The organism is Paenibacillus bovis (genome assembly GCF_001421015.2).
Classification (GTDB): Bacteria; Bacillota; Bacilli; order Paenibacillales; family Paenibacillaceae; genus Saccharibacillus; species Saccharibacillus bovis.
The window spans coordinates 566476-591513 of the sequence record NZ_CP013023.1; the positions used below are offsets into that span (position 1 = coordinate 566476).

The 25038-nt window shown below is 45.1% G+C and carries 23 protein-coding genes and 1 riboswitch; of the genes, 5 read left to right on the forward strand and 18 right to left on the reverse strand.

Annotated elements, in window-relative coordinates; all coding sequences use genetic code 11:
• Window positions 1–229: 229 nt before the first annotated feature.
• On the reverse strand, window positions 230–1780 hold the full coding sequence (locus AR543_RS02425) for a malate:quinone oxidoreductase (protein ID WP_060531526.1): 1551 nt from the start codon (window positions 1778–1780) through the stop codon (window positions 230–232).
• Between the two features lie 348 nt (window positions 1781–2128).
• Window positions 2129–3145, reverse strand: coding sequence for a glycoside hydrolase family 43 protein (locus AR543_RS02430; protein ID WP_060531528.1), 1017 nt, complete (start codon window positions 3143–3145; stop codon window positions 2129–2131).
• A 184-nt stretch (window positions 3146–3329) separates the two neighbouring features.
• Between AR543_RS02430 and AR543_RS02435 the strand changes: the two genes are divergently transcribed.
• Window positions 3330–3719, forward strand: coding sequence for an alpha/beta fold hydrolase (locus AR543_RS02435; protein WP_060531530.1), 390 nt, complete (start codon window positions 3330–3332; stop codon window positions 3717–3719).
• 16 nt (window positions 3720–3735) lie between these two features.
• The gene (locus AR543_RS02440; RefSeq protein WP_060531531.1) at window positions 3736–4080 is read left to right on the forward strand and encodes a hypothetical protein; all 345 of its coding nucleotides are present in this window, start codon (window positions 3736–3738) and stop codon (window positions 4078–4080) included.
• 471 nt (window positions 4081–4551) lie between these two features.
• On the opposite strand, the gene AR543_RS02445 is transcribed toward AR543_RS02440, so the two are convergent.
• The 9 genes from AR543_RS02445 to AR543_RS02485 form a co-directional block, all read right to left on the reverse strand.
• On the reverse strand, window positions 4552–5232 hold the full coding sequence (locus tag AR543_RS02445) for a hypothetical protein (RefSeq protein WP_060531533.1): 681 nt from the start codon (window positions 5230–5232) through the stop codon (window positions 4552–4554).
• Window positions 5222–5869: an ATP-binding cassette domain-containing protein gene (locus AR543_RS02450; RefSeq protein ID WP_060531535.1), complete on the reverse strand. Its 648-nt coding sequence runs from the start codon at window positions 5867–5869 to the stop codon at window positions 5222–5224. The genes AR543_RS02445 and AR543_RS02450 overlap by 11 nt, the downstream gene beginning before the upstream one ends.
• A gap of 18 nt (window positions 5870–5887) precedes the next feature.
• Window positions 5888–6625: a hypothetical protein gene (locus tag AR543_RS02455; RefSeq protein WP_158523921.1), complete on the reverse strand. Its 738-nt coding sequence runs from the start codon at window positions 6623–6625 to the stop codon at window positions 5888–5890.
• A 56-nt stretch (window positions 6626–6681) separates the two neighbouring features.
• On the reverse strand, window positions 6682–7404 hold the full coding sequence (locus tag AR543_RS02460) for a hypothetical protein (protein ID WP_060531539.1): 723 nt from the start codon (window positions 7402–7404) through the stop codon (window positions 6682–6684).
• A gap of 12 nt (window positions 7405–7416) precedes the next feature.
• The gene (locus AR543_RS02465; RefSeq protein WP_158523922.1) at window positions 7417–8157 is read right to left on the reverse strand and encodes a hypothetical protein; all 741 of its coding nucleotides are present in this window, start codon (window positions 8155–8157) and stop codon (window positions 7417–7419) included.
• A gap of 207 nt (window positions 8158–8364) precedes the next feature.
• Window positions 8365–8778 carry a hypothetical protein gene (locus tag AR543_RS02470; protein WP_060531543.1) on the reverse strand — a complete coding sequence of 138 codons (414 nt, stop codon included), beginning with the start codon at window positions 8776–8778 and terminating at the stop codon, window positions 8365–8367.
• A gap of 313 nt (window positions 8779–9091) precedes the next feature.
• Window positions 9092–10297, reverse strand: a complete 1206-nt coding sequence (locus AR543_RS02475) for a PQQ-dependent sugar dehydrogenase (protein ID WP_060531544.1) — start codon at window positions 10295–10297, stop codon at window positions 9092–9094.
• A gap of 158 nt (window positions 10298–10455) precedes the next feature.
• Complete coding sequence (locus tag AR543_RS02480; protein WP_060531546.1) at window positions 10456–10809, reverse strand: carboxymuconolactone decarboxylase family protein; 354 nt, start codon at window positions 10807–10809, stop codon at window positions 10456–10458.
• Window positions 10806–11213 (reverse strand): tautomerase family protein, encoded by a 408-nt coding sequence (locus AR543_RS02485; protein ID WP_060531548.1) that lies wholly within the window; start codon window positions 11211–11213, stop codon window positions 10806–10808. The genes AR543_RS02480 and AR543_RS02485 overlap by 4 nt, the downstream gene beginning before the upstream one ends.
• Before the next feature lie 109 nt (window positions 11214–11322).
• Between AR543_RS02485 and AR543_RS02490 the strand changes: the two genes are divergently transcribed.
• Window positions 11323–12201 (forward strand): LysR family transcriptional regulator, encoded by an 879-nt coding sequence (locus AR543_RS02490; protein ID WP_060531550.1) that lies wholly within the window; start codon window positions 11323–11325, stop codon window positions 12199–12201.
• 153 nt (window positions 12202–12354) lie between these two features.
• Here the strand turns inward: AR543_RS02490 and araA are convergent, their stop codons facing one another.
• The 3 genes from araA to AR543_RS02505 form a co-directional block, all read right to left on the reverse strand.
• Window positions 12355–13779, reverse strand: a complete 1425-nt coding sequence (gene araA / locus AR543_RS02495; RefSeq protein WP_060531552.1) for an L-arabinose isomerase — start codon at window positions 13777–13779, stop codon at window positions 12355–12357.
• Between the two features lie 120 nt (window positions 13780–13899).
• Window positions 13900–14595 (reverse strand): L-ribulose-5-phosphate 4-epimerase, encoded by a 696-nt coding sequence (locus AR543_RS02500; protein WP_060531554.1) that lies wholly within the window; start codon window positions 14593–14595, stop codon window positions 13900–13902.
• Window position 14596: 1 nt separating this feature from the next.
• A complete protein-coding gene (locus AR543_RS02505; protein WP_060531556.1) occupies window positions 14597–16210 on the reverse strand; it encodes a xylulokinase in 1614 nt (537 codons plus the stop codon).
• A 568-nt stretch (window positions 16211–16778) separates the two neighbouring features.
• On the opposite strand from AR543_RS02505, the gene AR543_RS02510 reads away from it, so the two are divergent.
• Window positions 16779–17870, forward strand: coding sequence for a GntR family transcriptional regulator (locus tag AR543_RS02510; protein ID WP_060531557.1), 1092 nt, complete (start codon window positions 16779–16781; stop codon window positions 17868–17870).
• Between the two features lie 188 nt (window positions 17871–18058).
• Here the strand turns inward: AR543_RS02510 and AR543_RS02515 are convergent, their stop codons facing one another.
• Entirely contained in the window at window positions 18059–19621 is a 1563-nt protein-coding gene (locus AR543_RS02515) for an SAM-dependent methyltransferase (RefSeq protein ID WP_060531559.1), read from the reverse strand.
• Between the two features lie 362 nt (window positions 19622–19983).
• Here AR543_RS02515 and AR543_RS02520 point away from each other — a divergent pair, with 362 nt between their 5' ends.
• Window positions 19984–20925, forward strand: a complete 942-nt coding sequence (locus AR543_RS02520) for an alpha/beta hydrolase family protein (protein WP_060531561.1) — start codon at window positions 19984–19986, stop codon at window positions 20923–20925.
• Between the two features lie 313 nt (window positions 20926–21238).
• On the opposite strand, the gene AR543_RS02525 is transcribed toward AR543_RS02520, so the two are convergent.
• From AR543_RS02525 to AR543_RS02535, 3 genes are all read right to left on the reverse strand, one after another.
• Entirely contained in the window at window positions 21239–21853 is a 615-nt protein-coding gene (locus AR543_RS02525; RefSeq protein ID WP_060531563.1) for a TetR/AcrR family transcriptional regulator, read from the reverse strand.
• 146 nt (window positions 21854–21999) lie between these two features.
• Window positions 22000–23379 (reverse strand): amino acid permease, encoded by a 1380-nt coding sequence (locus AR543_RS02530; protein ID WP_060531565.1) that lies wholly within the window; start codon window positions 23377–23379, stop codon window positions 22000–22002.
• A gap of 145 nt (window positions 23380–23524) precedes the next feature.
• Window positions 23525–23605: riboswitch (glycine riboswitch) on the reverse strand.
• A 147-nt stretch (window positions 23606–23752) separates the two neighbouring features.
• Window positions 23753–24979 carry an MFS transporter gene (locus AR543_RS02535; RefSeq protein ID WP_060531567.1) on the reverse strand — a complete coding sequence of 409 codons (1227 nt, stop codon included), beginning with the start codon at window positions 24977–24979 and terminating at the stop codon, window positions 23753–23755.
• Window positions 24980–25038: the final 59 nt, after the last annotated feature.

Genomic DNA, 25038 nt, shown 5'->3' on the forward strand with positions numbered 1-25038 from the left:
GGGCGAGCAGGGACTTCGTGTTCCTCATTTATCCTGATATGGCAGGTATCGTACAGATACGCACGGAACGTGATTATGCCTATACAGACAGAACCCCCTCAGCTTTTTATGCTGAAGGGGTTCTGGTTGGAATCTCTGTATTGTATCATCTGCGTGTTGCATCATTTGGTCATTTGCGATCCGGATATAATGCCGATCGGTCAGACTGTCTATTTTACCTTTTCTCTGGCTACTGCACCGGTTCTCCGAATACCTCCGGCTCGGTAACTATTTTCAGAGAGTCGATACTGGGGTGCTTTTCTTCGCTCAGCTCCAGTGTCTTGGTTGTGGACGCGAAGATTTCATGGAACATATCCGGATGATCCGCCAGTGCTATGCCGTAGGAAGGAATCATCTCTTTGATCTTGGGCTCCCATTCGTTCATGCGCTGCGGGAAGCATCTTTGCAGTACTTCCAGCATAACGTGCACGGCGGTCGAAGCGCCCGGAGAAGCGCCCAGCAGTGCAGCGACCGAGCCGTCTGCCGCACTGACCACTTCCGTACCGAACTGCAGAGTTCCTTTGCCGCTAGGAGTATCCTTGATTACCTGCACACGCTGACCGGCGACCACAATCTCCCATTCGTCCAGCTTGGCATTGGGAATAAATTCGCGCAGCTCTTCCAGCCGCTTGTCGTTGGACAGCATCACCTGCTGGATCAGGTACTTGGTCAGTCCCATTTCCTTGGCACCGGCTGCCAGCATCGTGAACAGGTTATTCGGCTTCACCGATCCGATCAGATCGAGGTTGGAGCCTGTTTTGAGGAACTTCGGCGAGAAGCCGGCGAACGGACCGAACAGCAGCGCCTTTTTGTTGCCGATATAGCGGGTATCCAGATGCGGAACCGACATTGGCGGCGCGCCTACTTTGGCTTTGCCGTATACTTTGGCATGATGGCGGGCGACGATATCCGGGTTGTTGCAGACCATGAACAGGCCACTGACCGGGAATCCGCCGATATAACGCGATTCCGGAATACCTGTTTTCTGCAGCAGTGGCAGACTGCCGCCTCCGGCACCGATAAAGATAAATTTGGTCAGATGATGCTCCACTTTACCATTATCCAGATTCTGCACTTTGACTGACCACATGCCATCGCTCGTACGCTTGATATCCTTGATGCTATGTTTATAATGAATTTCTACATTTTTGCTTTTGAGATGGTCGAACAGCATGCGTGTTAGCGCCCCAAAGTTCACGTCCGTACCGGAATCGATCTTGGTTGCCGCAATCGGTTCATTGGACGAGCGGCCTTCCATAATAAGCGGAATCCATTTTTTGAGTTTGTTCGGATCGTCCGAATACTCCATGCCTTCGAACAATGGCAGTTTTGATAGCGCTTTAAATCTTTTGTTCAGAAAAGATACATTTTTCTCGCCCATGACCAGACTCATATGAGGGATAGGCTTGATAAAGTCCTGTGGATTGCGGATCAGATTGCTTTTCACCAGGAAGGACCAGAATTGCCGGGACAGCTGAAATTGCTCATTGATCTGTACCGCCTTGCTGATATCTACCGATCCGTCCGGCTTCTCGGTCGTATAGTTCAGCTCGCATAGGGCAGCATGGCCTGTACCCGCATTATTCCATTCGTTGGAGCTTTCTTCTCCAGCGCTTGCGAGTTTTTCAAACACTTTAATTTCCCACTCCGGTGCTAACTCTTTCAGCAATGATCCCAGCGTCGCACTCATGACCCCGGCACCAATTAAGATAATGTCTGTTTTTTTCTGTATGCTGCTCATAAAAACCTTCCTTATCTCTTATATTTGCAAAAAAGAGCAGGCCCTCCCGCTTAGGTGATACAAGAAGCAAGGCTCCACTCAGGAACATCCCTTTTCTGTATACATTATAACGAAAATAACTACACTGTTAAAATTTTATCGACATTTGTCTTCTAAATTATAAACCATATACAGTTGGAAAAAAAAGTGAGAAGTTTACCCATATAGCATTAATAATACAAAACCGACGGTTTAACTCAGTTATCCAGAAAAAATAGGATGATTCCCGTCCATAAGGCAGAATTGGGCGCATTTGCTGGCTTTCCTGCCTGTTGCGGTCTCCGATCTGTCGCTGCAGCGCGCCTTCGTTCACTTTTTTATCCGGAAAAGGTTGCCGGTATCTTCTATCTCATACAAAACGCAGCGGGAATCCGGCATCCGAAATGGACGATGAAGGATCAGCATCCAATCCCCTGCCAGTGTACGAAAGAGCATGCCATGCCCACTGTCTTCCCGGATCAGCGGCTCCAGCTGTTCCCAGGGACCGGTTAGCTCACCAGTCAGAGAGCGGGCTATCGTCTGTACATAGCTGTCTGCCTCATAGCTTGACCAGAGCATAATCAGCTCGCCACCGGAAGTACGGTACAGCTGACAACCGTCGCTGACATAGACTGGAATCTCCTGATCCTGCTGCACCGAAGCTGTCTCTACAGCAGTCGGCTGCGTCCAGACTGTATCATCCTGCCGAATCCATGATGCCGATGAAGCGCTGAACAAATGGATCGGTTCACCTATCGCAGCCGATAAATCCTCGGTTAGACGAACCGCCTCGATCGTGCCATCTATCGTCTGAATCCACTCATGGCAGTAGACCATCCATGGTGCGCCGCTTGGGTCACGGTAGAGCGTGCCGTCCAGCGTCATCATCGTCTCCGGCAGTACAGGCGCATGACGATGCATCAGCTCAAACGGCCCTGTCGGAGAGTCGCTGACTGCGATTACCGTGCCCCTCCAGTGTCTGCTGTATCCATGAACCGGCTCGCCAGCCAGCGCGCGCTCGTTGTTATGCAGTGTCACGAACAGATAGTAACGTCCCTCGTATTCATGCACCTCGGGCGCCCATGCCCCATGCTGCGGATGAGCCCATACATCGTCCGGAATCGCAAAGACCTCATAAGGCCCTTCCCATTCCGACAGATCATTGCTGCGGTAGACCAGCACACCATAACGATCCATCCCGTTCCACTCCGGCGACCCTCCCGTGTACAAATAATATAGCTGCTGCCGAGGATCGGTCAGTACAAATGGATCATGTGCAGGGATATCCTCCAGACGGTGACCCTTTTGCGGGTGATGCACATCCGAAGCGGCATTATAGGCAGGCATGGCGATCAGCTCCTTTTTGGATACGTTTTCATTTTAAAGAAGTATACCACTATCCTTTGCAGCAATACAGTCAGCCTGCTGGTAAAAGGCTGCTACCAGAGTTATCGTGTCACAGGGAACCTTTCAGAAAGCCGCTGCGTAACAGAGAGCAAAATAACATTTACGGAGGTTCAGGATGAAGCCAATGAACAAGCAAATCATCAATACCGATTATGGAACATTCAAATATGTGCTGTCTGTCCAAGGATCACCGGCTATTCTTCTGATCAATAGAGGCAGCGGACCGGTGGAAGGCTGGCATAGGCTGTTCCCGGAGCTCGATCATGAATATACTGTGCTGGCTTATAATCGTCTCGGCATAGGGAAAAGCAGCAAACTGACCGGGCTACAGCACGGTGCTGTCATTACGGCTACCCTAAAGCTGCTGCTGGACGATCTTCACGCGCCGCCTCCATATGTGCTGGTCGGTCATTTCCTCGGCGGATTGTACGCCAATCTGCTCGCCCGCCCATTCCCCGGCCAGATCGCCGGGTATACTGCTCGAAGCCAGTCACCTGCAGGATCTGCAGATTAACGATACCCAGCCGGCTGTGATCCGCGCCCTGAACCGACTGCTGAGCAGACTGGATACATTCGTGTCTTCCCGCCAGTGGAATGAAGTTCATTATGTAGAAGAGACCGCCCGTCAAATTCAGCAGGCCGTGCCGTTTCCGAACAAGCCGCTGTTTGTCATTACGGGAATGAAAAAGTCTCCATTCGTGTCACAGCATGCGCTGGATATCCGGCTAAACCATCAGCAGGAACTCGTGCAGCTCAGCCGATACGGCAAGCAGATACTGGCAAAGCGCAGCGGACACTTTCTCCAGTTTACCGAGCCGGAGTTTGTGCTGCAGATGATCCGAAACTGTATCTCTTGCTGTGCCAACAGCATATGAAATCCCTCCGCAATTGCGGTTGGCTGCTTTACCCGAGGATACGACTATATTAGGGTTTTACCAGTGTCCATCCAGCAGCCAAGGAAACCAAAACAAGGAGAACCTGCCATGCAAAATCTGTATACCAAACCTGTCATTTTCCTACTCATCATTGTCTTCTTGCAGTAGATTATTTTACAGGTGGCGCTCGACGTTAATCCGATAATCAATCCGTTTAATTATTTTCTTGTTATCATCATTTTCTTTTTTATTATTCGCTATGTCAAATCGTCCAGATCTTAACGTTGCTTTGAATATTATACACCCTTCTGCCCTACTATCCGAGTAACCTCAGCAAATAAGACATATTAAAAATAAAAAATTTAACCAAGATCATATTTTATAAAAATGCTATAGTTAAAAGCCACCCTAACTAATTGATTGGTAAAATACCATTATTAGTTAAAGTGGCTGTTTATTTTTATAAAATCATCATAAATTAAATTTTTCTATGACTTCTTTTTTTAATTCTTTAAATTTGTTCAATTTATTTTCAGAAGTAGTTAATATTTCATATTCTTTTACTTTTTTATAATCCATCCCATTATCTACGTCAGTTTGATCTAACAGCTTAGTTTTTGAATTTCCTAATTCAAATTTACTATAGTAAGAAGAGACAGGGATAAAACTTATATCTTCATCAGCTTTATAAACATAATTTTTAGGTACCTTTAATTTCTTCAAAAAAACTATATAGGTTTTTCGTGGTTTTAAAATTTGGTAACCACCAAACGAAAAATAATTGTCTCCAAAAAAATAACTTGGTTCGTATATATATGCTTGATTATTAGCTAGGAGATCTTTTCCTTTAAATATTTTTATCGCCTTTATACCTGTTTTGATAGTCTGTGCATAATTTAATCTTTCGCTTGTTGTTTCAACTTCTGCTACTAAATCTGCTTCATTATAAATTTGAGAAAACTGTTCTATATTATTATTAAAATAAATACCTAGATGGTTTTTTTCTTCTTCTAAATTAAGTTTCACATTGTTTTTATCTAAGTGATTACCTAAGCTTATGTTAAAATTATAAGAAAAAGCTGTACGTATTCCAAATAAAATCGAAGCAAGCAATAAGATGAATAAACTGGTTATATAAAGTTTATTTTTCATGTGAACTCTCCAATTTACCTTTACTAATTTTAAAAACTTCGTCAGCTAAAATATTAATATCTTCCTTATTATGGCTTGCAAGTAGTATAGTGGCTCCCCGATCTTTTTCTTCTAATATAATATTTCTAATTAATTCAACTCCGTTTTCATCTAATGCGTTAGTTGGTTCATCTAGTATTATTATCTCTGGTTTTTCCATAATGGCTTGAGCAATAGCCAGTCGCTGTTTCATCCCTAAAGAATACTTCTTATAATTTCTAGTATCATTGTATTCTAGTCCCACTCTTTGAAGAGAATTTCTAATGTCTTCTTCATTAATTTTATTTTTTATAGAAGCCAAAATTTTAAGGTTCTCTGCACCCGTATAGTTAGGCCAAAATCCAGGAGACTCAATTAATACTCCGATGCTTTCTGGAAAAGAATAATTGCCATCTAATTTTCTCCCCTTCACCCATACATGTCCTACAGTAGGTTTTACCAAACCAGACATCACTCTAAAAAGCATAGATTTCCCTGAACCATTTGCCCCATAAAATCCATACACTTTTTGATTGTACAGTTCTAAATTAATATCTTCCAAAACTGTATTCCCCGATATTTTTTTTGTTACATTTTCTATTTTCAATAAATAGTTCATTTTAATTTCTCCTTAAAATTAATATAAATCTTTTCTAGAAAATATATATACATATATTAAAGATAAAAAGATCCCCATTATAGTAAGATACAAAAGACTAAAAATAAAATTATTTATACTTAGGGAAAAATCTGAAGAAATATTAAACATAGATACCTGCCAGTTATAAATTCCTTGAGTAAAGGGAAGCCATTTTATTCTCTCTACTTGACCAGGATTAGTTTTATAAAGGTAACTGGCTAAGATTACAAAAAATAAGTTAATAAGTATAACTATTAAAGACGAAGTAGTAGATTGAAAAAATAAAGATAATGTATTTACCAATAATACAGACAAAAAATAATATATGGATAATATGGTTATTTGCTGAATAAATATAGTTGCAAAGTTCTCTGTTTCGTGAATTTCAACTTTAAATATAAAACACCATATAGTAGTAATAAATTCAGACATAATAACAAAAATAATAATATAAATCATGATGTCAGCTATTAATCTAAACATCCATTTTTTAACATTTGAAGTTCTAGTGAATATATAAATTCCTTGATTATTAACAAAATCTTGCGTTATATTACCTAAAAAAGTTATTAAGAAAAGAAGAGGTAACATACTAGAGATAATAAATGTAAGATCATTAAATATATTTACATCTATAAAGTTTGAAGAATAAATTAGTATCTTTTCTGCACTGGTATAAGATTCTACAAATCTAAAAAATTGTATTAAAGACCACATTATAGCTACCAAATTCATTTTAGAGATTAACTTAATATCTAACCTATTGCAAATAGAGGTCATTATAATCTTCCTTAGTAAAAGTCTTTTGTTTTTAAGATATTAATTATTAAAAAATATAACAAAACTGATATTATTACAAAGTTTAATAATACATACATACTGTTAGGGTGAATCTCAAGACCCCCATCAATAACTTCTAATTTTAAAGACATATAATTAGATAGTGAAAAATAGTTTACATTAAATAAAAAATCAAAAATATGTCCCACAAACATTAAACTTATAGGAACAAAAATCGATATTATGCTTTTATTGGTCAGAAATAAAAAAAGATAATAAAGTTGTCCTAAAATAAAAAAAATCATGAATTGTGATAATAAAGAGTTAACTACAAGATGTTTGATTAGGTAGAGAAAAGAAATCATATCAATTTTTTTACTAATCAAGACAATTAAAAATAATAAATTTAAAAATAATGATAGAAACATAGAAAAAAACAAAAGCGAATATATATTTTTTTTCCACCACTTTGTTATCTCTTTATATTTAATTAAAATTGATTTATTAGTACTAAATACTGAAAAATTTCTAATCATAATAAGATAAAAAGGAATATATATTAAGATAAATTGATTTATTCCCATGATTATATTGTAATAACTCGATAACTCATTTGCAGCATAGCCTTGGCTAGTTAGCAATAATCCTAAAAATATACAACTTATAAATATAAAAACCATCAAACTGGGGATTGAAAGCAAACTATTTAGAATTGTTTTTTTATAAAAATACATATTTCTCCTCATTTATTCTATAGTCATTTTTTTTATTTTTGCAGTGATGCAAAGAAAGATCATAGAAACAGAAAAAATAAGCCAGACAAGCAAACTATAGAATGACCCGGTATTCCCCGGAGTTAGCAATGTAGTAAAACTACTTCTATAAGAAAAAACCATTGAAATTAGTAAATTAAACAATACTACTGCAAGAAAAAAGGTTAAAAAAACCACAAATTTGTTCTTTTTCAGAAACAAAAACACACTAAATGCTAATAGCGAAAATAAGCCAGCAAAAATACTAATAAACAAGCTAAACAATACATTATATAGAAAAGGATGGGTTAAACGTAATAAATCAAACATTGCATTTGCATCATAATTTTGAATCCCAATATCGTATGTAGGCAAAGCAAAACGATTATCATATCCATATAAGGGAAATGGAATAAAACTTAGTAATTGATTCAATAATAAAGGAAAAAAAACAGTGAAAAACGATACTATAAAAATCACAATTGCTTTGCTCCAAATATAATATTTATATTTTGTACGAGTCAAAATTAGTAAATTCACTTTATTCGAAACATCACTGTAATAAGTATCCGAATAGATTAATGGAATCATAAATGGTAATAAGATCAATTCAGTAGATAATATTATTTTCGAAGAAGTAGCTTGTAATATAGTCATTTCATATACAGATCGAATACTGCTAAGATCCGTATTGAAAACGCGATAACAGTTTAAAATGAATGCTCCTAATGCCATAACCCATAACAAAAGGAATATTAATTTGAATTCTGATCGATTCAAACATAACTTAAATTCCATCTTAAGTAAATTAAGCAAATACATTACCACCTTTTAACTAAAGAGGGAGAACTATGTAGAGTTCTCCCTCTTTAAACTTTTATTTAAACTTTTATTTAAACTCTTATTTAAACTCTTATTTAAACTCTATATAATATATGTAAATCATTTGAAATTAACCCAACCAGATACGAAACCATTTTGGTATATTTGATAATCTGCATTTCTCATTCCCATAATAACATCAGCCTTTGATTTAATCTGCTTACGGAATTGAATTGTAGATTGATTACCTAATTTTTGCTCATACTCGTTAGAAATAACAGTTTTCACTCCATCCGTCGCCCAGAATACTGCAGTATCTGCATGAGTAATATCCGTAACTTTATTAACTATATACTGTTCATCTGTAACTTTTTGATGAGTACCAGTGTAATTATTTCCTTGTCTTGCCGGAAGGGCATAAGAGTCATAATTTTCATTTACCGAAGCTGCAAAAGCTGTAATAGATGGAACAGCGGTAATAGCCATTCCCAAAGTTAAAGCAAGAATCAGACCTTTTTTGGATTTTTTTTGCATGTTAAATTCCTCCTGATATTCATTTTATTTGCTCCTAAGAGCCAATTTTATTTTATTATATACATATTAAGTTGTCAACTATATACATTTTTAATTTGTTTTTGTAAAAAGCGCTACTTGTATAGAAAGGTGCATTTCAAAAAATAGATGCAAGCAAAAAGCAACTGAATTAGATCATTCAGTCGCCTTCTGCTTGCATCGTTACTTCAGGAATGAGGAAGCAAATGTGCATTTATATGGAAGTTGGTTATCCTCTTCTAAAATCATTTTTTTTATCGCTAGCATAAGAATATATTATAGTTTTCAATATTATTCACTTCAAAATCAGCAGCCGATCATCATTCGATCCCGGATCACCGTCTCCGCCGGATGTATTGTTGGTCAGTACATAAATCTTGCCGTTATGTACGGCAACATCGCGTACGCGTCCGACACCGGTCAATACATCCGTCATCTTTTTGGTTTTTGGATCGAATTCTTTGAGGCTTTCTCCTGCCAATGTCGCTACCAGAATCGTATCATTCGGCGTCACCGCAATACCGGATGGAGCAATCGCTTTGGAGCTCGCTACATACAGCGGCGGCGTCATTCCTTTGGCGGTTTCTTTGCCCATCACTTCCGGCCAGCCATAGTTGGCGCCAGGCTTGATCAGGTTGATCTCGTCGAGACCGGTACGGTCGGTACCGCCGCCCGGAATCGGTGCGCCGCTTGGGCCATGATCGGAAGCGTACAGCTTGCCGTCAGATGTCCAGGCGATGCCCTGGGAATTGCGCAGTCCGTAAGCGTAGACATAGGAATTTTTGATCGGATTGTCTTTTGGGATTTTGCCGGCTGTCGTCATGCGCAGGATCTTGCCGCCGTAGCTTTTCAGATCCTGGGACAGCTCACGACGGTTGGTCTCGCCAGCAGTGCTATACAGCATACCATCCGGGCCGATTGCCAGACGTCCGCCTTCGTGAATACGTCCACCCGGAATGCCTTTCAGCAGCTCGCTTTGCTCTTTCCACGTATTGCCGGTTAGTTTGACTTTGACGATCCGGTTGAAACCCTCGCCTTTTTCTTCGTAAGCATGATAAATGTAGGCCATTTTGTTTTTGGCAAAATTCGGATCAAGCACAAAACCGGTCAGACCCGCTTCGCCGACTACCCGCAGCGGCTTTTTGGTCTGTACTTTTTGCAGCGTCTGCTTGCCGTTTTTGACCTGCACAATGCCGCCTACACGCTGCGTAATATATACGGTATCTCCGGCAAATTGCATCGACCACGGTACCATGAGTTTAGTGGCTGCTGTTGTGTAGCCACCTTTTAGTGAATCCGTGAGGCTGGCTTTGGACTTGGCAGCAGATGAAGTAGATTCTTTATCCGTAGATGTTGAAGTAGAAGAGTCACCTGATGCAGCCGGCGCCGTTTGTTCTGCTGCTGGCGCTGTCGCCTGTGGTTCCGCTGCGTAGGCAGAAGCCGGCAGGGCCAGCAGCAGAGCAAGTGTGACTATTTTTCCTTTTTCATGCATTTTGAACATTATATCCCTCCTTGTCCTTTTCCCATTTTTACCCATTACAGGCGCTGCTAATCGAAATCGGACAAAGAAGTCTTTTTTATTTATAAAGAACTACAATAAAAGAAAGCAGCCTTGATTGGATACACGTATCATGATTCTGCTAGGCTGTGGGAAGCTATCTACTTCTGTTCTTTAGGGTCAGGCTGATCCGATTGTGTCAGCACTTGTTTGGCTGCTGTCAGGGCAGCTGCTGCACGAGGCCAACCTGTATAAAAGGCCAGATGGGTGATTGCTTCTACCAACTCGTAGGACTGCACTCCATTCTGCATAGCCAGACGCATATGATATGGCATCTGCTCCACCATTCCTCCAGCTGTAAGCGCCGCTACCGTAATCATGCTGCGGTCACGCAAGGACAGCTCTTCACGTCTCCATACTTCTCCAAATAATAGATCTTCCGAATAACGGACAAATTCCGGCGCAATCTCTCCGTAAGATTCTCTGGCACTGGATAGAATTGTTGGATGAGTCATTCGGATACCTCCTCTGAGACAGAGATCATCTGGGCAATTCCATTACCGAATGACCAATCGGCGAACTCGTTCTCGTTAATAACGATAAATACGTCTTCCTGACGCATGGGCACTTCAATACTCAGCTGCTGTGCCAGCTGTTGATACAGACCTGTTTTTTGCCGAATCGATCGGCCAGATTTACAGGTAATATGAATAAAGATCAGTCCATCACTTCGCTGTACATTCAGATAATGGGGATGATAATAAAATTCTTCTTTCTTATGGGCATGAAAAGCTTGAAAACAATCATCTTCCGGTACATTGAAATGATCAACCAACGCTTTCATAATGACCTGACTGATATGCTTTAACTGAACCTCTCCATAGTGCTGCTCCATATAACTGACCCGGATAAAAGGCATTTCTCATCACTCCTTGCTCAGAATGATTCCAGTGTACGCCATATTCGTTGATCTATATAATGGAATAAGTATATAAAGTTAATTGATTTCTTCGATAGAGGTGATTGGAATGGACCTAAAGGAACTTGTCGCTTTTCAAACGATTGTGCAGGAGAAGACCTTCTCCCGGGCCGCAGAAAAATTGAATTATGCCCAGTCCACTATAACCAACCAGATTCAGCGGCTGGAAAAAGAACTGGGCATTCAACTATTTAAACGGGGATGGGATGTTCAGCTTACACCAGCCGGACAGATTTTTGCAGCAGAGGTAGATCATTTGATCCGTCATTGGAATGACACGGCTGAGCTCGCCAGATCACTGCAGCAGGAGCAGATTGGCACGCTGCGAATTGGTGGAATTGAATCGGCCATTCATAGGATCATGCCGAATGCCATGCGCCAGCTGCAGCAGGACAGACCACGAATGACCTGCGAGATTACAACCAGCAGTACCGATAGGCTGGTTGAGGAATTGTGGAGTGACCGGCTGGATTTCGCTATTTGCGGGTGTCCCGCTGATGCATCCGCTTTTTATTTTGATCCTCTGTATGAGGAGAAAACCATCCTCGTTGCGGATCATAATCATCCACTGTGCCAGTCTGGCTCTGCTTCATTTAACGATGTTCTAGGCTATCCGCTTATTGCTGGAGGACCTACCTGTTTATATCATCTTCAATTTTCCAGGTATCTGTCCCGCTATCAGACATCCCCGTCCCTAATGCATTCGGTGACCCCAATCTCACTGATTCCTCCTATGGTCAAGCACACTTCTGCTATAGGTGTTGTTCTGGAATCGACACCCTTACTTTCAGGAATCCAACAGATTGACGTGGAATTGGAACTTTCTTTTATTCCCGTAGGAATATTACAGCTGCGCCAGGCACATTATTCCAAGCAATCTCCTGCCAACTTGCTGCAGGAAATAATCAAGGAACATATTAAGGGCTAAATATATCTGTTCCATGAATGTGTTCCTTGAATGTATATGATGTATCTGCCCTATTACATCAAAATAGCAAAAAAGACCGGAGAATCTCTCCGGTCTAGAAGTGCATATGCTATAGGGCGTCCTGTCTGCATGCAGACAAGTCTCTACATCATCTTACTTGATAACCACGTAGTCCAGGTTCACCAGCTTCGCATAAGTGATGATCTGATCGGTAGTCAGGTTCAAAGAAACAACCGTGTGGTGACCGCCACCATTCTCGATCCATGCACGTACGCCGTCCTGGAAGTTCGGTTTCACTTCCCATAGTACGCGTGCTACAGGCAGGTTCGGTGCCGGAACAGTCGGCTCGAATGCGGATACTTCGTTGATCAGCAGTTTGTAGTGTGTACCAAAGTCAGCCATCGATACGACTACGCCTTCGCCTGCTTTGCCGTCGAATACAAGACGTGCAGGGTCTTCACGATCGCCAATACCCAGTGGGGATACGACTACTTTTGGCTTGCTACTTGCCAGGGTAGGATCTACTTCCAGCATGTGAGATTGCAGAATCGCTTCTTGCCCCGCTGCCATTTCATACGTGTAGTCTTCCATGAAGCCTGTGTTCAGGTTGTGGCTCATGATTTTCAGCTGGCGATCCAGGGCTGCTGTTTTCCAGTCTCCTTCACCGGCAAAGCCGTAGCCTTGTGCCATCAGGCGCTGAACAGCCAGACCTGGCAGCTGCTTCATGCCATGCAGATCTTCAAAATTCGTTGTGAATGCAGTGTAGCCGCCGTTATCGAGGAAGCGCTTGATGGCGATCTCGTAGCTCGCTTGTACACGTACGCTGGCTTCCCATGCTTCCTTGCTGTTGGAACCATATTCAAAGTCATACAGCTCGGCATATTCAGCCATTAGCGCATCGATTTCCTGCTCGGTTACGGCATTAACGTATTCCACGAGGTCGCCGATACCATAGTAGTCCACGGTCCAGCCAAACTGGATCTGTGCTTCTACTTTGTCACCTTCGGTTACGCCTACGTTACGCATGTTATCGCCGAAACGGGCTACTTTCAGGTTGAATCCTTCGTTGTAGGCAACAGCTACATCCATCCAGTCAGCGATTTGCTGCTGTACGGATTCACGCTCCCAGTATCCAACGACGATTTTGTTTTGTTTTTTGAGGCGGGCATTGATGAATCCGTATTCGCGGTCACCGTGTGCAGCCTGGTTGAGGTTCATAAAGTCCATATCGATGGTTGCCCAAGGAATGCTTTCGTTGTACTGCGTTGCCAGGTGAAGCAACGGCTTTTGCAGCAATTTGGTACCACGAATCCACATTTTCGCAGGAGAGAATGTGTGCATCCATGTGATCACGCCAGCTACTTCATCACGGTAGTTGACTTCTTTCATGATATTAGTGATTTTGTCTGCTGTTACCGCCAGATCCTGCAGAACGAGCGGATAAGGCAGTACGCCGCTTGCATTGAGGGAGTCGGCGATTTTCTGTGCATTGGCTTTAACTTCACCGAGTGCTTCTTCTCCGTACAGATGCTGGGAACCTACGACGAACCAAAATTGTTTTTCTGCTGCTGCTGACATGTAATCATCCTCTTTTCCATAATATATAATTGTTGAAAATACGCTGTTCCGGGACGGTATATTACAATTGCGCTATGACTGATAAATGATTATGGAACGATCCGACGGGAGCGCTGCTACTTATTTCTGACCGTAGTACGCGTCTTTGCCGTGCTTGCGCAGATAGTGCTTGTCCAGAATATTCTGCGGCAGTTCTTTGGCAAAATGATTCAGTTCACGTGCGTACAGGTTCATTTTGCAGACTTCTTCGAGTACGACGCTGTTTACGACAGCGGACTTGGCATCTTTGCCCCATGTGAATGGTGCATGGCCATGCAGCAATACTGCCGGAATCGCCATAACATCTAGACCGCGCTGTTCAAAAGTTTCGATGATCACGCGTCCAGTCTCGGCTTCATAGCCGCGGTCGATCTCTTCCTGATTCAGGAAACGGGCACAGGGTACAGCACCGTAGAAAGTATCGGCATGTGTCGTTCCCATCACAGGTACATCCAGACCAGCCTGCGCCCAGATCGTTGCCCAGGTGGAGTGGGTATGCACGATACCGCCGATTTGCGCATAGTGCTTATATAGAACAGCGTGTGTCGCTGTATCGGAGGAAGGTCTCATATCGCCTTCTACTACATTGCCGTCCAGATCGACAACCACCATATCGCTTGGCTTCATCGTCTCGTAGCTGACACCGCTTGGTTTGATAACGAACAGATTGCTTTCACGATCGACGGCACTCGCGTTGCCCCATGTGAATTTCACCAATCCATGCTTGGGCAGCTCCAGATTCGCCTGATATACTTCTTCTTTCAGTTGCTCCAACATATTAGTTTCCTCCGTTCTCTAACAGATGATCAATCGCTGCCTGCTCAATCGCGAGGCCCTGACGGTAGCGCTCCAGGAAGATCTCGAATCCGTGTACATCCGTATCGTCCGGCGTCACTTCTTCGCCTTCTACATCGTGGAATACTTTTTGCTCCAGGAATATGTCCAGGCTCTCTTCGGCATCCTTGTTGATCATGTAGGATGCCAGCAGCGCCATACCCCAAGCTCCGCCTTCACCCGCTGTGGACATTACTGCTACAGGCACGTTCAGTGCTGCCGATACGATACGCTGTCCGACCAGCGGCGTCTTGAACAGCCCACCGTGTGCCAGAACGCTGTCGATCTGTACCTGCTCATTGGTCAGAATATCCATACCGATTCGCAGTGCGCCGAATGCCGTGAACAGATGGGTACGCATGAAGTTCGCCAGGTTGAACTTGCTTTCCGGGGAGCGAACAAACAGCGGACGTCCTTTTTCCATACCGGTAATATTCTCGCCGGAATAGTAACCGTAGCTCAGCAGTCCGCCGCCATCCGGGTCGGCTTCCAGTGCTTTGTTGAACAGTACGCCGAACAATTTTTCTTTGTCCGATCCATAACCCATTGCTTCCGAGAATTCGAGGAACAGTCCGAGCCACGCATTGATATCGCTGGAACAATTGTTGGCATGTACCATACCGACTGGACTGCCGTCCGGTGTAGTGACCATATCGATCTCCGGATACACCGTGGACAATTCCTTTTCCAGGACGATCATGGCAAATACGGATGTACCGACCGAGATATTACCTGTGCGCTTGCGTACACTGTTCGTTGCGACCATACCCGTACCGGCATCGCCTTCCGGCGGACACAGTGGAATGCCTGTCTGCAGATCACCGTCCGGATCGAGCAGCTTGGCGCCTTCGGCAGTCAATGTACCGGCCTCTTCACCTGCGCGATACACCTTGGGCAGCAGATCTTCTACTTTCCATGGGTAGCTTTTGCCGGACACATGCTCATTGAACTGTTTGATCATGGACGGGTGATAATTGTGCGAAGTCTCTTCGATCGGGAACATACCGGATGCATCGCCGATTCCGATCGCATGATTGCCAGTCATCCGCCAGTGGATATATCCAGCCAGCGTTGTGATAGAAGACAGTTGTGGTACATGCGTCTCTTCGTTCAGAATCGCCTGATACAGATGGGCAATACTCCAGCGCTCCGGAATATTGAACTGGAACAGTTCGGTCAGCTCTCTCGCTGCCGCTCCCGTAGTAGCGTTACGCCATGTACGGAAAGGAACGAGCAATTCGCCGCTGTTATCCAGTGCGATATAGCCATGCATCATCGCGGAGAATCCGATCGATCCTACCGTCTGCAGCGTGATACCGTACTGCTCCTGGATACTTTGCTTCATTTTGCGATAAGCTGTCTGCATACCGTCAATGATCGTCTCCAGATCATAGGTCCAGAATCCGTCTTTGAGCTGGTTCTCCCATTCATAGCTGCCGGATGCGATCGTCTCAAAGCGCTTGTTGATCAGTACCGCCTTGATCCGTGTCGATCCAAATTCGATACCAAGCGACGTTGCTCCCGCCGTGATCGCTTCTTTCATATCTACCTGACTCATGATCCTGTATCCCCTCTCTGATTGCCGTTTTACATCCAGTGGATGGCTTGTCAGCATGTCCTGTCGATTTCAAAAAAGCGCTTTCTAAACTGATCATGTACGTTAGAATCACTTTCCTGAACTCCGACAGGTTCACGCCAATGTATCAATAGCTTGTTCGGAATCCATCAGCCTATGCTGATATAAATTCATGTATGTGTTCGTGTATGTGATATAGCAACCTGGAGTTGTCACATTCATCTGACTAAATAGATATTTTCTATCTTCACAAAAAGAATGCGCTCTCTTTTTTCGACAGTTCAAGTATATTTTTTGTACGTACATTTGTCAACATTATATACAATTTATACTTACATAATAGCTGAATCGAACGAGTAAGGCAGAATTTTAGGATTGATTTAGATAAAAATATAAGGTACATTTCTTTACAGAAAGCCATATTTGTACGGTTAATTTGGAGAAAAAGGTCATTTCATTTCCATCTATACCTAATCATGATAAAATGTGTACGTACAACTATTTGAAAATGAACGGTGTATGGATGAACAACGATGAAAGAAGTGGTTACGTGAAGCCCAAATATCAGGTCATCATTGATGATATAAAAAGTCATATTCTCTCGGGAACCTACAGTGTGGGTACACAGATTCCGACAGAATTGGCGCTGCAGGAAAGTTATAATGTGAGCCGCCAAACGGTACGCAAGGCGATTCTGGAACTGTCGAACGAAGGATTCTTGCGTAGTGAAAAAGGGTCTGGCACATATGTCAGCAACCAGTACCGTATCCGCTCAGGTGGTCATACAGCGACCCGAACAATCGGTGTGATTACGACCTACATCTCGGATTATATTTTCCCGTCCATTATTCGTGGTATCGAGAGTCGGCTGAATGAGGACAATTATTCGCTGCTGCTGGCCAGTACCAATAATGACGTAGCTCAGGAGAAAAAGGCGCTGGAGATGATGCTCTCCTACGGCGTAGAAGGTCTGATCGTCGAGCCGACCAAGAGCAATCTGTACAATCCGAATATTGCGTACTACCTGTCGTTCAAGGAGCAGGATGTACCCTTTACGATGATCAATGCCTTTTACGAGGAACTGGAAGTGCCATTCTTCCGTCTGGATGATGTGCAGTCCAGCTATCTGGCTACCCGGGAGCTGATCTCCAAAGGTCACACCCAGATCGGTATTATTGCCAAAATGGACGACCTGCAGGGCAAGTACCGTATGAAAGGCTATATCAAAGCACTCGGTGAAGCCAAACTGCGTTTCCATCCGGAGCAGGTGCTGTCTTTTGATACAGATTCCAAGCCGGATCTCGCTCAGCATCTGGATACTTTTCTCAAGGATAACCGGGATATGATGACGGCGATTGTATGTTACAACGATGAAGTAGGGCTGGAAGTGGTACATGCTTGCCGAAGGCTAGAGATTTCTATTCCAGATGATATGTCGATTATCGGCCAGGACAACTCCTATATCGCCAAAAACGCCAGCATCAAGCTGACGACACTCACTCATCCGCAGGAACAGATGGGACGCGATGCTGCTGAGTGGATCATCAAAAAGCTACAGGGCAAAAAGGATCTGCCGGACAATACCTGTTATGAGCCGGTACTGATCGAGGGCGAGACGGTGAAAGAAATAGAGATTGAATAGCCTCTGATGATTAACAAAAAGACGCCCATTACAGGCGTCTTTTGTGCTTTTGTATATTACTGGAGAAATAGAATCTCCATATTCTACATATGCTATTTAGCCAAAGGATCGTTATTCCACATAACTAGTCTTTAATGACCTCGATATGAACCCGAACCTTTGATCTGGTAACACTTTGCTCAATAGGTCTATTCCATGGACTCAAAGTGGCTGATCAGCGCCAGTGCTTCTTCGTGATCCGGCTCGACTTCCAGCAGTTTGCGCAGGTACTGTGCGCCCTCTTCGATCTGATCCAGCTCAAAGCAGCTGATCGCGAGGCAGTAATAGACGGTCGACACGACTTCTTCTTTTTCCCCAGCAACCGAAATCTCTAGGAAACGCTTGGACTGTTCGTACATATCCATCTCGAACAACACCAGACCGATATCCAGCGCCAGATCATAATGCTGATGCTCCATTACATAATACGAAGACCACATGGTCTCGATACCGCTCAGAATATCTTCTTTCTCATCATCGGTTGCTTCTGGCATCAGACTGGAGATCTGCTTGGTTGTCTGGATAAAGAACTCTGCGTCATAGCCGCCCAGCCGCCAGAAGCTCAGAATCTGCTGCAATCCGATGCTGTCCAGATGCTGATCCACCCACAATTTCAGACTGAAAAATTCATCCGGGCCAAACCGTTCCACAGAGCGGCGATAGGCCAGTCGCATATTCGGATACTTGGCTGGCTTTTCCAGGCTCAGAATGCAGCCGATATTGATGCTGCTGTAGTGCTGGGTCGGGAATAATACTTCTGCGCCGCGCTGCTCATATACTTGCTGCATCGCATGGTAGTTGGCGGTAAAGGAAAAGCTGCCGTGCAGGATCAGCTCAGGCGGTTCGGCGAATTGCCATTTCTCCATGAGGTGATCGCCTTTGTCCGCCGTAATCAGCAGGAATCCGGCTTCGGACAGTGCATTCAGCCGATCCAGACAGGTAAATGCGGCTGCCGGGAACAGAATATGCGAGTCCTCCATATGCTCCTGATACATAGCGATTACGCTGCGATACGGATAATCATCCTGTTCATATTCCGGGGCGTGACGATACGTATAGTCCAGCTGAATCTGGCTGATACGCTCGGAAGCTTTGAGGACGCCATCGGATTCGGGGTACTGCACCGCTACATCTACTTCATGGACTTTGCCGTCTCCGATATAGATCAGATCCTGCGGAATCCCATCGAAAAAGTAATTGGCGACAACCAGCACAGGCTGTTTGAGATCGCCCTGCTTAATGACTTTTCCGGATACAGCCAGATGAAGTTCTGTGTCCTCAACTGCATTAAACCGTGCAAAATCCACAATTCCTTCGGCAATAAAGGACTGCAGCGCAGGATGCTGCTGCCAGGCCGTTACATTGTTCATCGCCAAATCCGTCATCACATAGCAGAAATTCGGTACATCAATGCCTGCATAATCGATCAGCTCGCGCAGCTCATGAATCACATGATAAGCGAGACGGCCGGCTCCGGCGCCCAATTCCACAATGTATACCGGCTCCGAACCAAACCCCTGATTCGCCCGGTCCTGCAGAAATCCGAAGATCATCTCCGCATAGGCATCGCCGATCATTGGATTGCTCGTTACATATTGAGGTACCTGATCGTTACTCCAAGCTCTCAGTCCTTCTTCTTCATAGTATTCCCACAATAGATTCCATATTGGTGCTTCACTAAAGCGATAAACCGGGGTGTTGTTATCTGTCATTAATATAATCCTGCTCTCTCAAAGTTAATAAGGGTAGTGCTTTATTGGAATGATTCCAGGGTTGAATGTCTGTCAGTTACAGCAGTGCATGAAATGTCCGTTACTTGCGCTACAGCAATCAGTATACCATTACGGTTGCAGCCCAGACAGTCTTTTCCCGGTAAAAATAAAGAAGTTCTGCGCAGATACATCCTCTATCCATTTCTCTAGGATAAATCGATTTTTTTATTTTATTCAAAAACCTATTGTAAATGGAACCATGTTCCGTATATAATCGGAACATGGTTCCGCTTGTTACTTATACATACTACATCCAGACAGCGATAGCCAACATTTGATCCGAAAAGGAGATTAATTTAAACATGGAAATCACAATGAGTGTCCCGACTCCCATTCTTTCGTATAGTCCGTTAGTGCTTCCTGTTCCTGGCCGTCCTGTCGATCTGCATATCAAAGTCACTGCACCTGCTGAGGGAAGTAACCTGCCTATTATTCTGCTTTCGCATGGACAAGGGCCTTCCAATCATCTGTCTTCGCTGCATGGATACGCGCCACTCGTCGATTTTTGGGCAGCGCACGGATTTGTCGTGATCCAGCCTACTCATCTAAGCTCCCGTACACTGGATCTTGGTTCGGATCATCCCGAAGCGCCGATGTACTGGCGTTCCCGTGCTCAGGATATGATGTATATTCTGGATCATCTGGATGCGATTGAATCTGCTGTACCGCTGCTTGCCGGACGGCTGGATCACAGCCGCGTCGCTGCAGCAGGTCATTCCATGGGTGGTAATACGATCAGTCTACTTCTCGGCGCCAGCCTCACCGACCCCGTAGATGGAACCGACGTGAATCTGAAAGAGTCCCGGATCAAAGCAGGGATACTGCTCGCTGCACCTGGCCGGGGCGGCGATGCACTCAGCGAATTTACTGCACAGAATTATCCTTTCTTCTCGACCATGCATTTTACAGGTATGGATACACCTGCGCTTGTGATCGCCGGTGACCAGGATGATTCCCGTCATTTGACGGTAGTGGGTCCCGACTGGCATACCGACCCGTACTTCCTTGCACCGGGTCCCAAAGATCTGCTCACCCTGTTCGATGCGGGTCACGGACTGGGTGGTGTATCCGGCTATGATGTGGCTGAGACAACCGACGAGAATCCAAAGCGGGTCGCATTGGTGCAGCAGCTTACCTGGGCTTATCTCCGCAGCCAGCTGTATCCAGGTGATACTTCCTGGGAAGCTGCCAAGGCAGTGCTGGCAGCAGGCGACAATCCGATGGGTCGCATTGAATCCAAGTAAGATCGTAATTCATTTTAAGCGTGCGGATCAGACAGAATCGGCTATGCAGTCAGCAACTATGATGTCCCATGACCGTTTTCTGCCTACAGCCGCATCTCATACCTGATTAAATAAAAAAGGAAGCCATCCGCATGGCTTCCTTTTTTATTTAATAATTTTTAATTCTATCTTGAATCATGACTATACATATTTGCTATCTTCCTGCGATTGCTGAATAGACATAATGACATTCCTTCTATATAAATGAAATCAACATCATAAATGAAATCAACATCAATCGCCCAGTGTTCTGCATCCCGATGATTTTGCCAGCTTAACGATTCGCCCGGTAACGTAGCCCATCTACGAGCAAGGCTACCATGTGGCGTGCCTGCTGTGGATCTCCTTTTGCCCCAGCTGCGCAGAGACTTGCACCTGCACGCAGCAGATCATCCGGCTCGGCATCTGCACCGATTTCACCAGCTGCCGCCGCTGTCTCCAGCAGATCGGCCAGAGCCGGTTTGAGTCGCTTATCAAAGTAGGCCGGCAGCATCTCATACGCCGGATCGCCCGAATGAAGTGCTGCGGCAAGTCCGCGCTTGGCTGTAATAAAGTCCACATACCGCTGCATCCATCGTGCCAACGCTTCTCCCGGTCCGTACTGTGCAGACAATTCTGTCGCTGCATCGGCGCAGGCATCGACCTCCTGCCGAAAGACCGCTTCGATCAGATCCGAACGCTGCGGGAAATGGCGATAGACTGTCCCGACGCCCACTCCTGCCTGCTCCGCAATTTCCCGTACCGGCGCATCCACTCCCGAAGAAGCAAATACATTCATCGCTGCCTGCAGCAGAGAATCCATATTGCGCTGTGCATCTGCCCGTATACGGCGGGGCTGGGATTCAGGATTCTCCAAACGCTGTGTCGTATCGACTGTGTTGTCATTCATCGCGTATTTCCCTCCGCTCACCAAGCCTTTATTTTTTTTATCCATACAAAAGGAATAAGTATCCTTATAAACGTCAGTGTATATCTGATTCATTATACTATTCCTGCTTCACCTGCTCAATGCTGATTCCCGTATCTCTTTGACAATCAGGAGTGAGTTACGCTACTCGTATCTGTAGTTTCCTTGATCTTTCTGGTGCGCAGAGAATACAGCACCAGCAGCAAAATAAACCATAGCGGCGTACACAGCAGCGCCGGGCGTGTCTCCTCGGCGATTAGCATAATGATCAGGATCGCAGCGAACAGTGCCAGTACCGCATAATTGATAAATGGAGTCAGAGGCGCTTTGAACGTGGACGCATTATGCAGATCGCGGCGTTTTCTTTTGTACCGGATATGACAGACCAGAATAACGCCCCACACCCAGATAAAGCAAATCGCACTGATCGTCGTTACGATCTCAAAAGCCTGCCCTGGAATCAGCTTGCTCAGCAGCGCGCCACCGGAGATCACCAGCGTCGAGACGAACAAGGAGCTGCCTGGTACATGATTGCGATTGAGCTCACCCAGCTTTTGGGGAGCTTGTCCTTTGCGGCTCAGGTTATATAAAATCCGGCTGGTCGAGAACATGCCGCTGTTGCACGCAGATGCCGCCGAGGTGAGTACGACAAAGTTGATAATTCCCGCTGCGACTGGAATACCGACGAGGGTAAAAGTACGTACAAAAGGACTTTCCGCCGGACTCAGCTGTGTCCATGGATTGATGCAGAGCAGAACAATCAATGCGCCCACATAGAAAAACAGAATGCGCAGCGGAATCTTGTTGATCGCCGACGGAATATTTTTCTGCGGATCAGCCGTTTCCGCGGCCGATACACCGACCAGCTCTACACCTACATAGGCGAAGACGACCATCTGGAACGAAAACAGGAAACCGGTGACTCCGTTCGGGAAGATCCCGCCGTGCTCCCACAGATTGCGGACCGTTACCGAGCCTGCATCGGTCTTGAATCCCATGATCAGCAGCACTATTCCGAGACCGATCAGTGCCAGAATGGTAATTACCTTGATCAGCGCGAACCAGAATTCTAGTTCCCCAAAATTCTTGACCGTCATCAGATTGAGCCCCAGCAGAATAATCAGGCACAGGACTGCCGGCATCCACTGCGGAATATCGAGCCAATACTGCACATATACGCCTACCGCGATTACATCCGCCATTGCGGTCATAATCCAGCAGAACCAGTAGGTCCAGCCGGTGATAAAAGCGGCTTTGGGCCCCAGATAATCTTCGGCGATATCCGTGAATGACTGATAGCCTGCTTTGGAGAGCAGCAGCTCGCCCAGTGCCCTCATTACGAAAAAGATAGCCATGCCGACGATCAGATACGTGATAATAATCGAAGGTCCTGCCTTCTCGATCGCTTTGCCCGATCCGAGGAATAACCCCGTACCAATCGTACCTCCGATCGCAATCAGCTGTACGTGCCGATTGGCAAGTTCTCTTTTTAATTCTTTCTGTGCCATACTGATTTCCCCCTCAATCCTTGCGTAATTTACGTAAAAATCCATAAAAAAAGAGACTGGATATCATCCAATCTCGAGTGCACAAGAATATCAAAATATACACCTGCCCTATGGATCGCAACGATCCGCATGACAAATATATATTCGGTACTCTTCTGTCCTTTTGCCTGAGATTGTGAACCCTTCGGCGCCGCGGTTAATCCGCAGTCTCTCCAGAAGCTGCTCCTGCTATAGTGTGATCCATAGCAATCATAGCCCTTGAATAATTATGAAGTTATAAAACGGTATTGCTATGCTACCATATTACCGGCAATGTAAGCAATCCATCAGTGAAAAAAATTACACATGCACGATAAGCCTGCCTGTTTTCTGCTTAATCCAGTGCCTGCTTCTCCTCACCTGGCTGGGGAATGCCATACAATCGTATAAACATCGCCAGTCCTACCAGTGCCACGATAATACCGGACCAGAAAAACCATACCTGAACGCCATACCGGTCCACTACCGGACCAGCCAGAGCCAATCCGATCGGCGAGCATAGCAGCCCGATACTCGTAATCAGCGAAAGAACCCGTCCCAGCATCTCCGGTTCATAGGCTTTCTGGATCATCGCCATATACGGTCCATTGAACAGTGGAGCCGCCGCGCCCATCAGAAAAGACAGAGCCGCGAATCCCCAGAAGGCGCTGCTGCTGATCATGCCGCTCACCATGCAGGTTATTCCGATGATGCCCAGACTCAGACTGATATACGTGGAATCCTTCCATTTGGACGCCAGCACGGACAACAGCATGCTGCCCAGGATCATGCCTATGCCGAATACGGCTTCAATCAGACTGGCGCTGTATCCGCCACGGCCAAAGTGCGACAGCGTCATTAGCGGAAACAGCATCGCCAGCGGCATAAAGACGACACTGAATACAGCCATCGCGATCGTAATCGTCACTATCGATTGATCCGAGATCAATGTCTTCCAGCCCAGAACGAATTCGCGCCGAAAGGAAGGAGTCTCCTGAATCTCCTGCTTCGGCTGATCGATCCGAACCATGATCAGCATCACATTGGCGATCAATGCTCCTGCGACATCGAGCAGCAGCAGTGTTCCGAGTGAAGTAGCCGAGTATACGGCAATACCCAGTGCCGGACCCAGTACACTCGAGGCGGAGAATACCAGCTGATGCCATCCGGCTACCCGGGTCAGTTGATCTTCCGGCGCAATCAGCGGAATCGCTGCCTGAAAGGAAGGTCCATGAAAAGCCGAAGCCGCCGAGCGGATAAACAGCACCACATAGACCACCCACAGACTCGGCTCTCCAGCCAAATAATATACCCCGAGTGCAAGACTGGATACCGCTATTACACTGTCCGCTACAATCATGGTGAACTTGCGGTTCCAGCGGTCCAGCCATACCCCTATAAATGGCCCGAGCAGTGCCTGCGGCATAAATCCAACCAGCGCTGCAATCATTAATACCGAAGCCGAGCCTGTCGTTTCGGTCAGATGCCAGATAATCGCGAATTGTACCATCGAAGATGTCAGGATCGAGAAGATCTGCCCGCTAAAAATGAATGCGAATTTTCGTTTCCAATCTGCATACATAATGATACCCTCTCCTTTTCTGTACAGATAAAGCAGCAAAAAAGCAGATCAACGCCTAC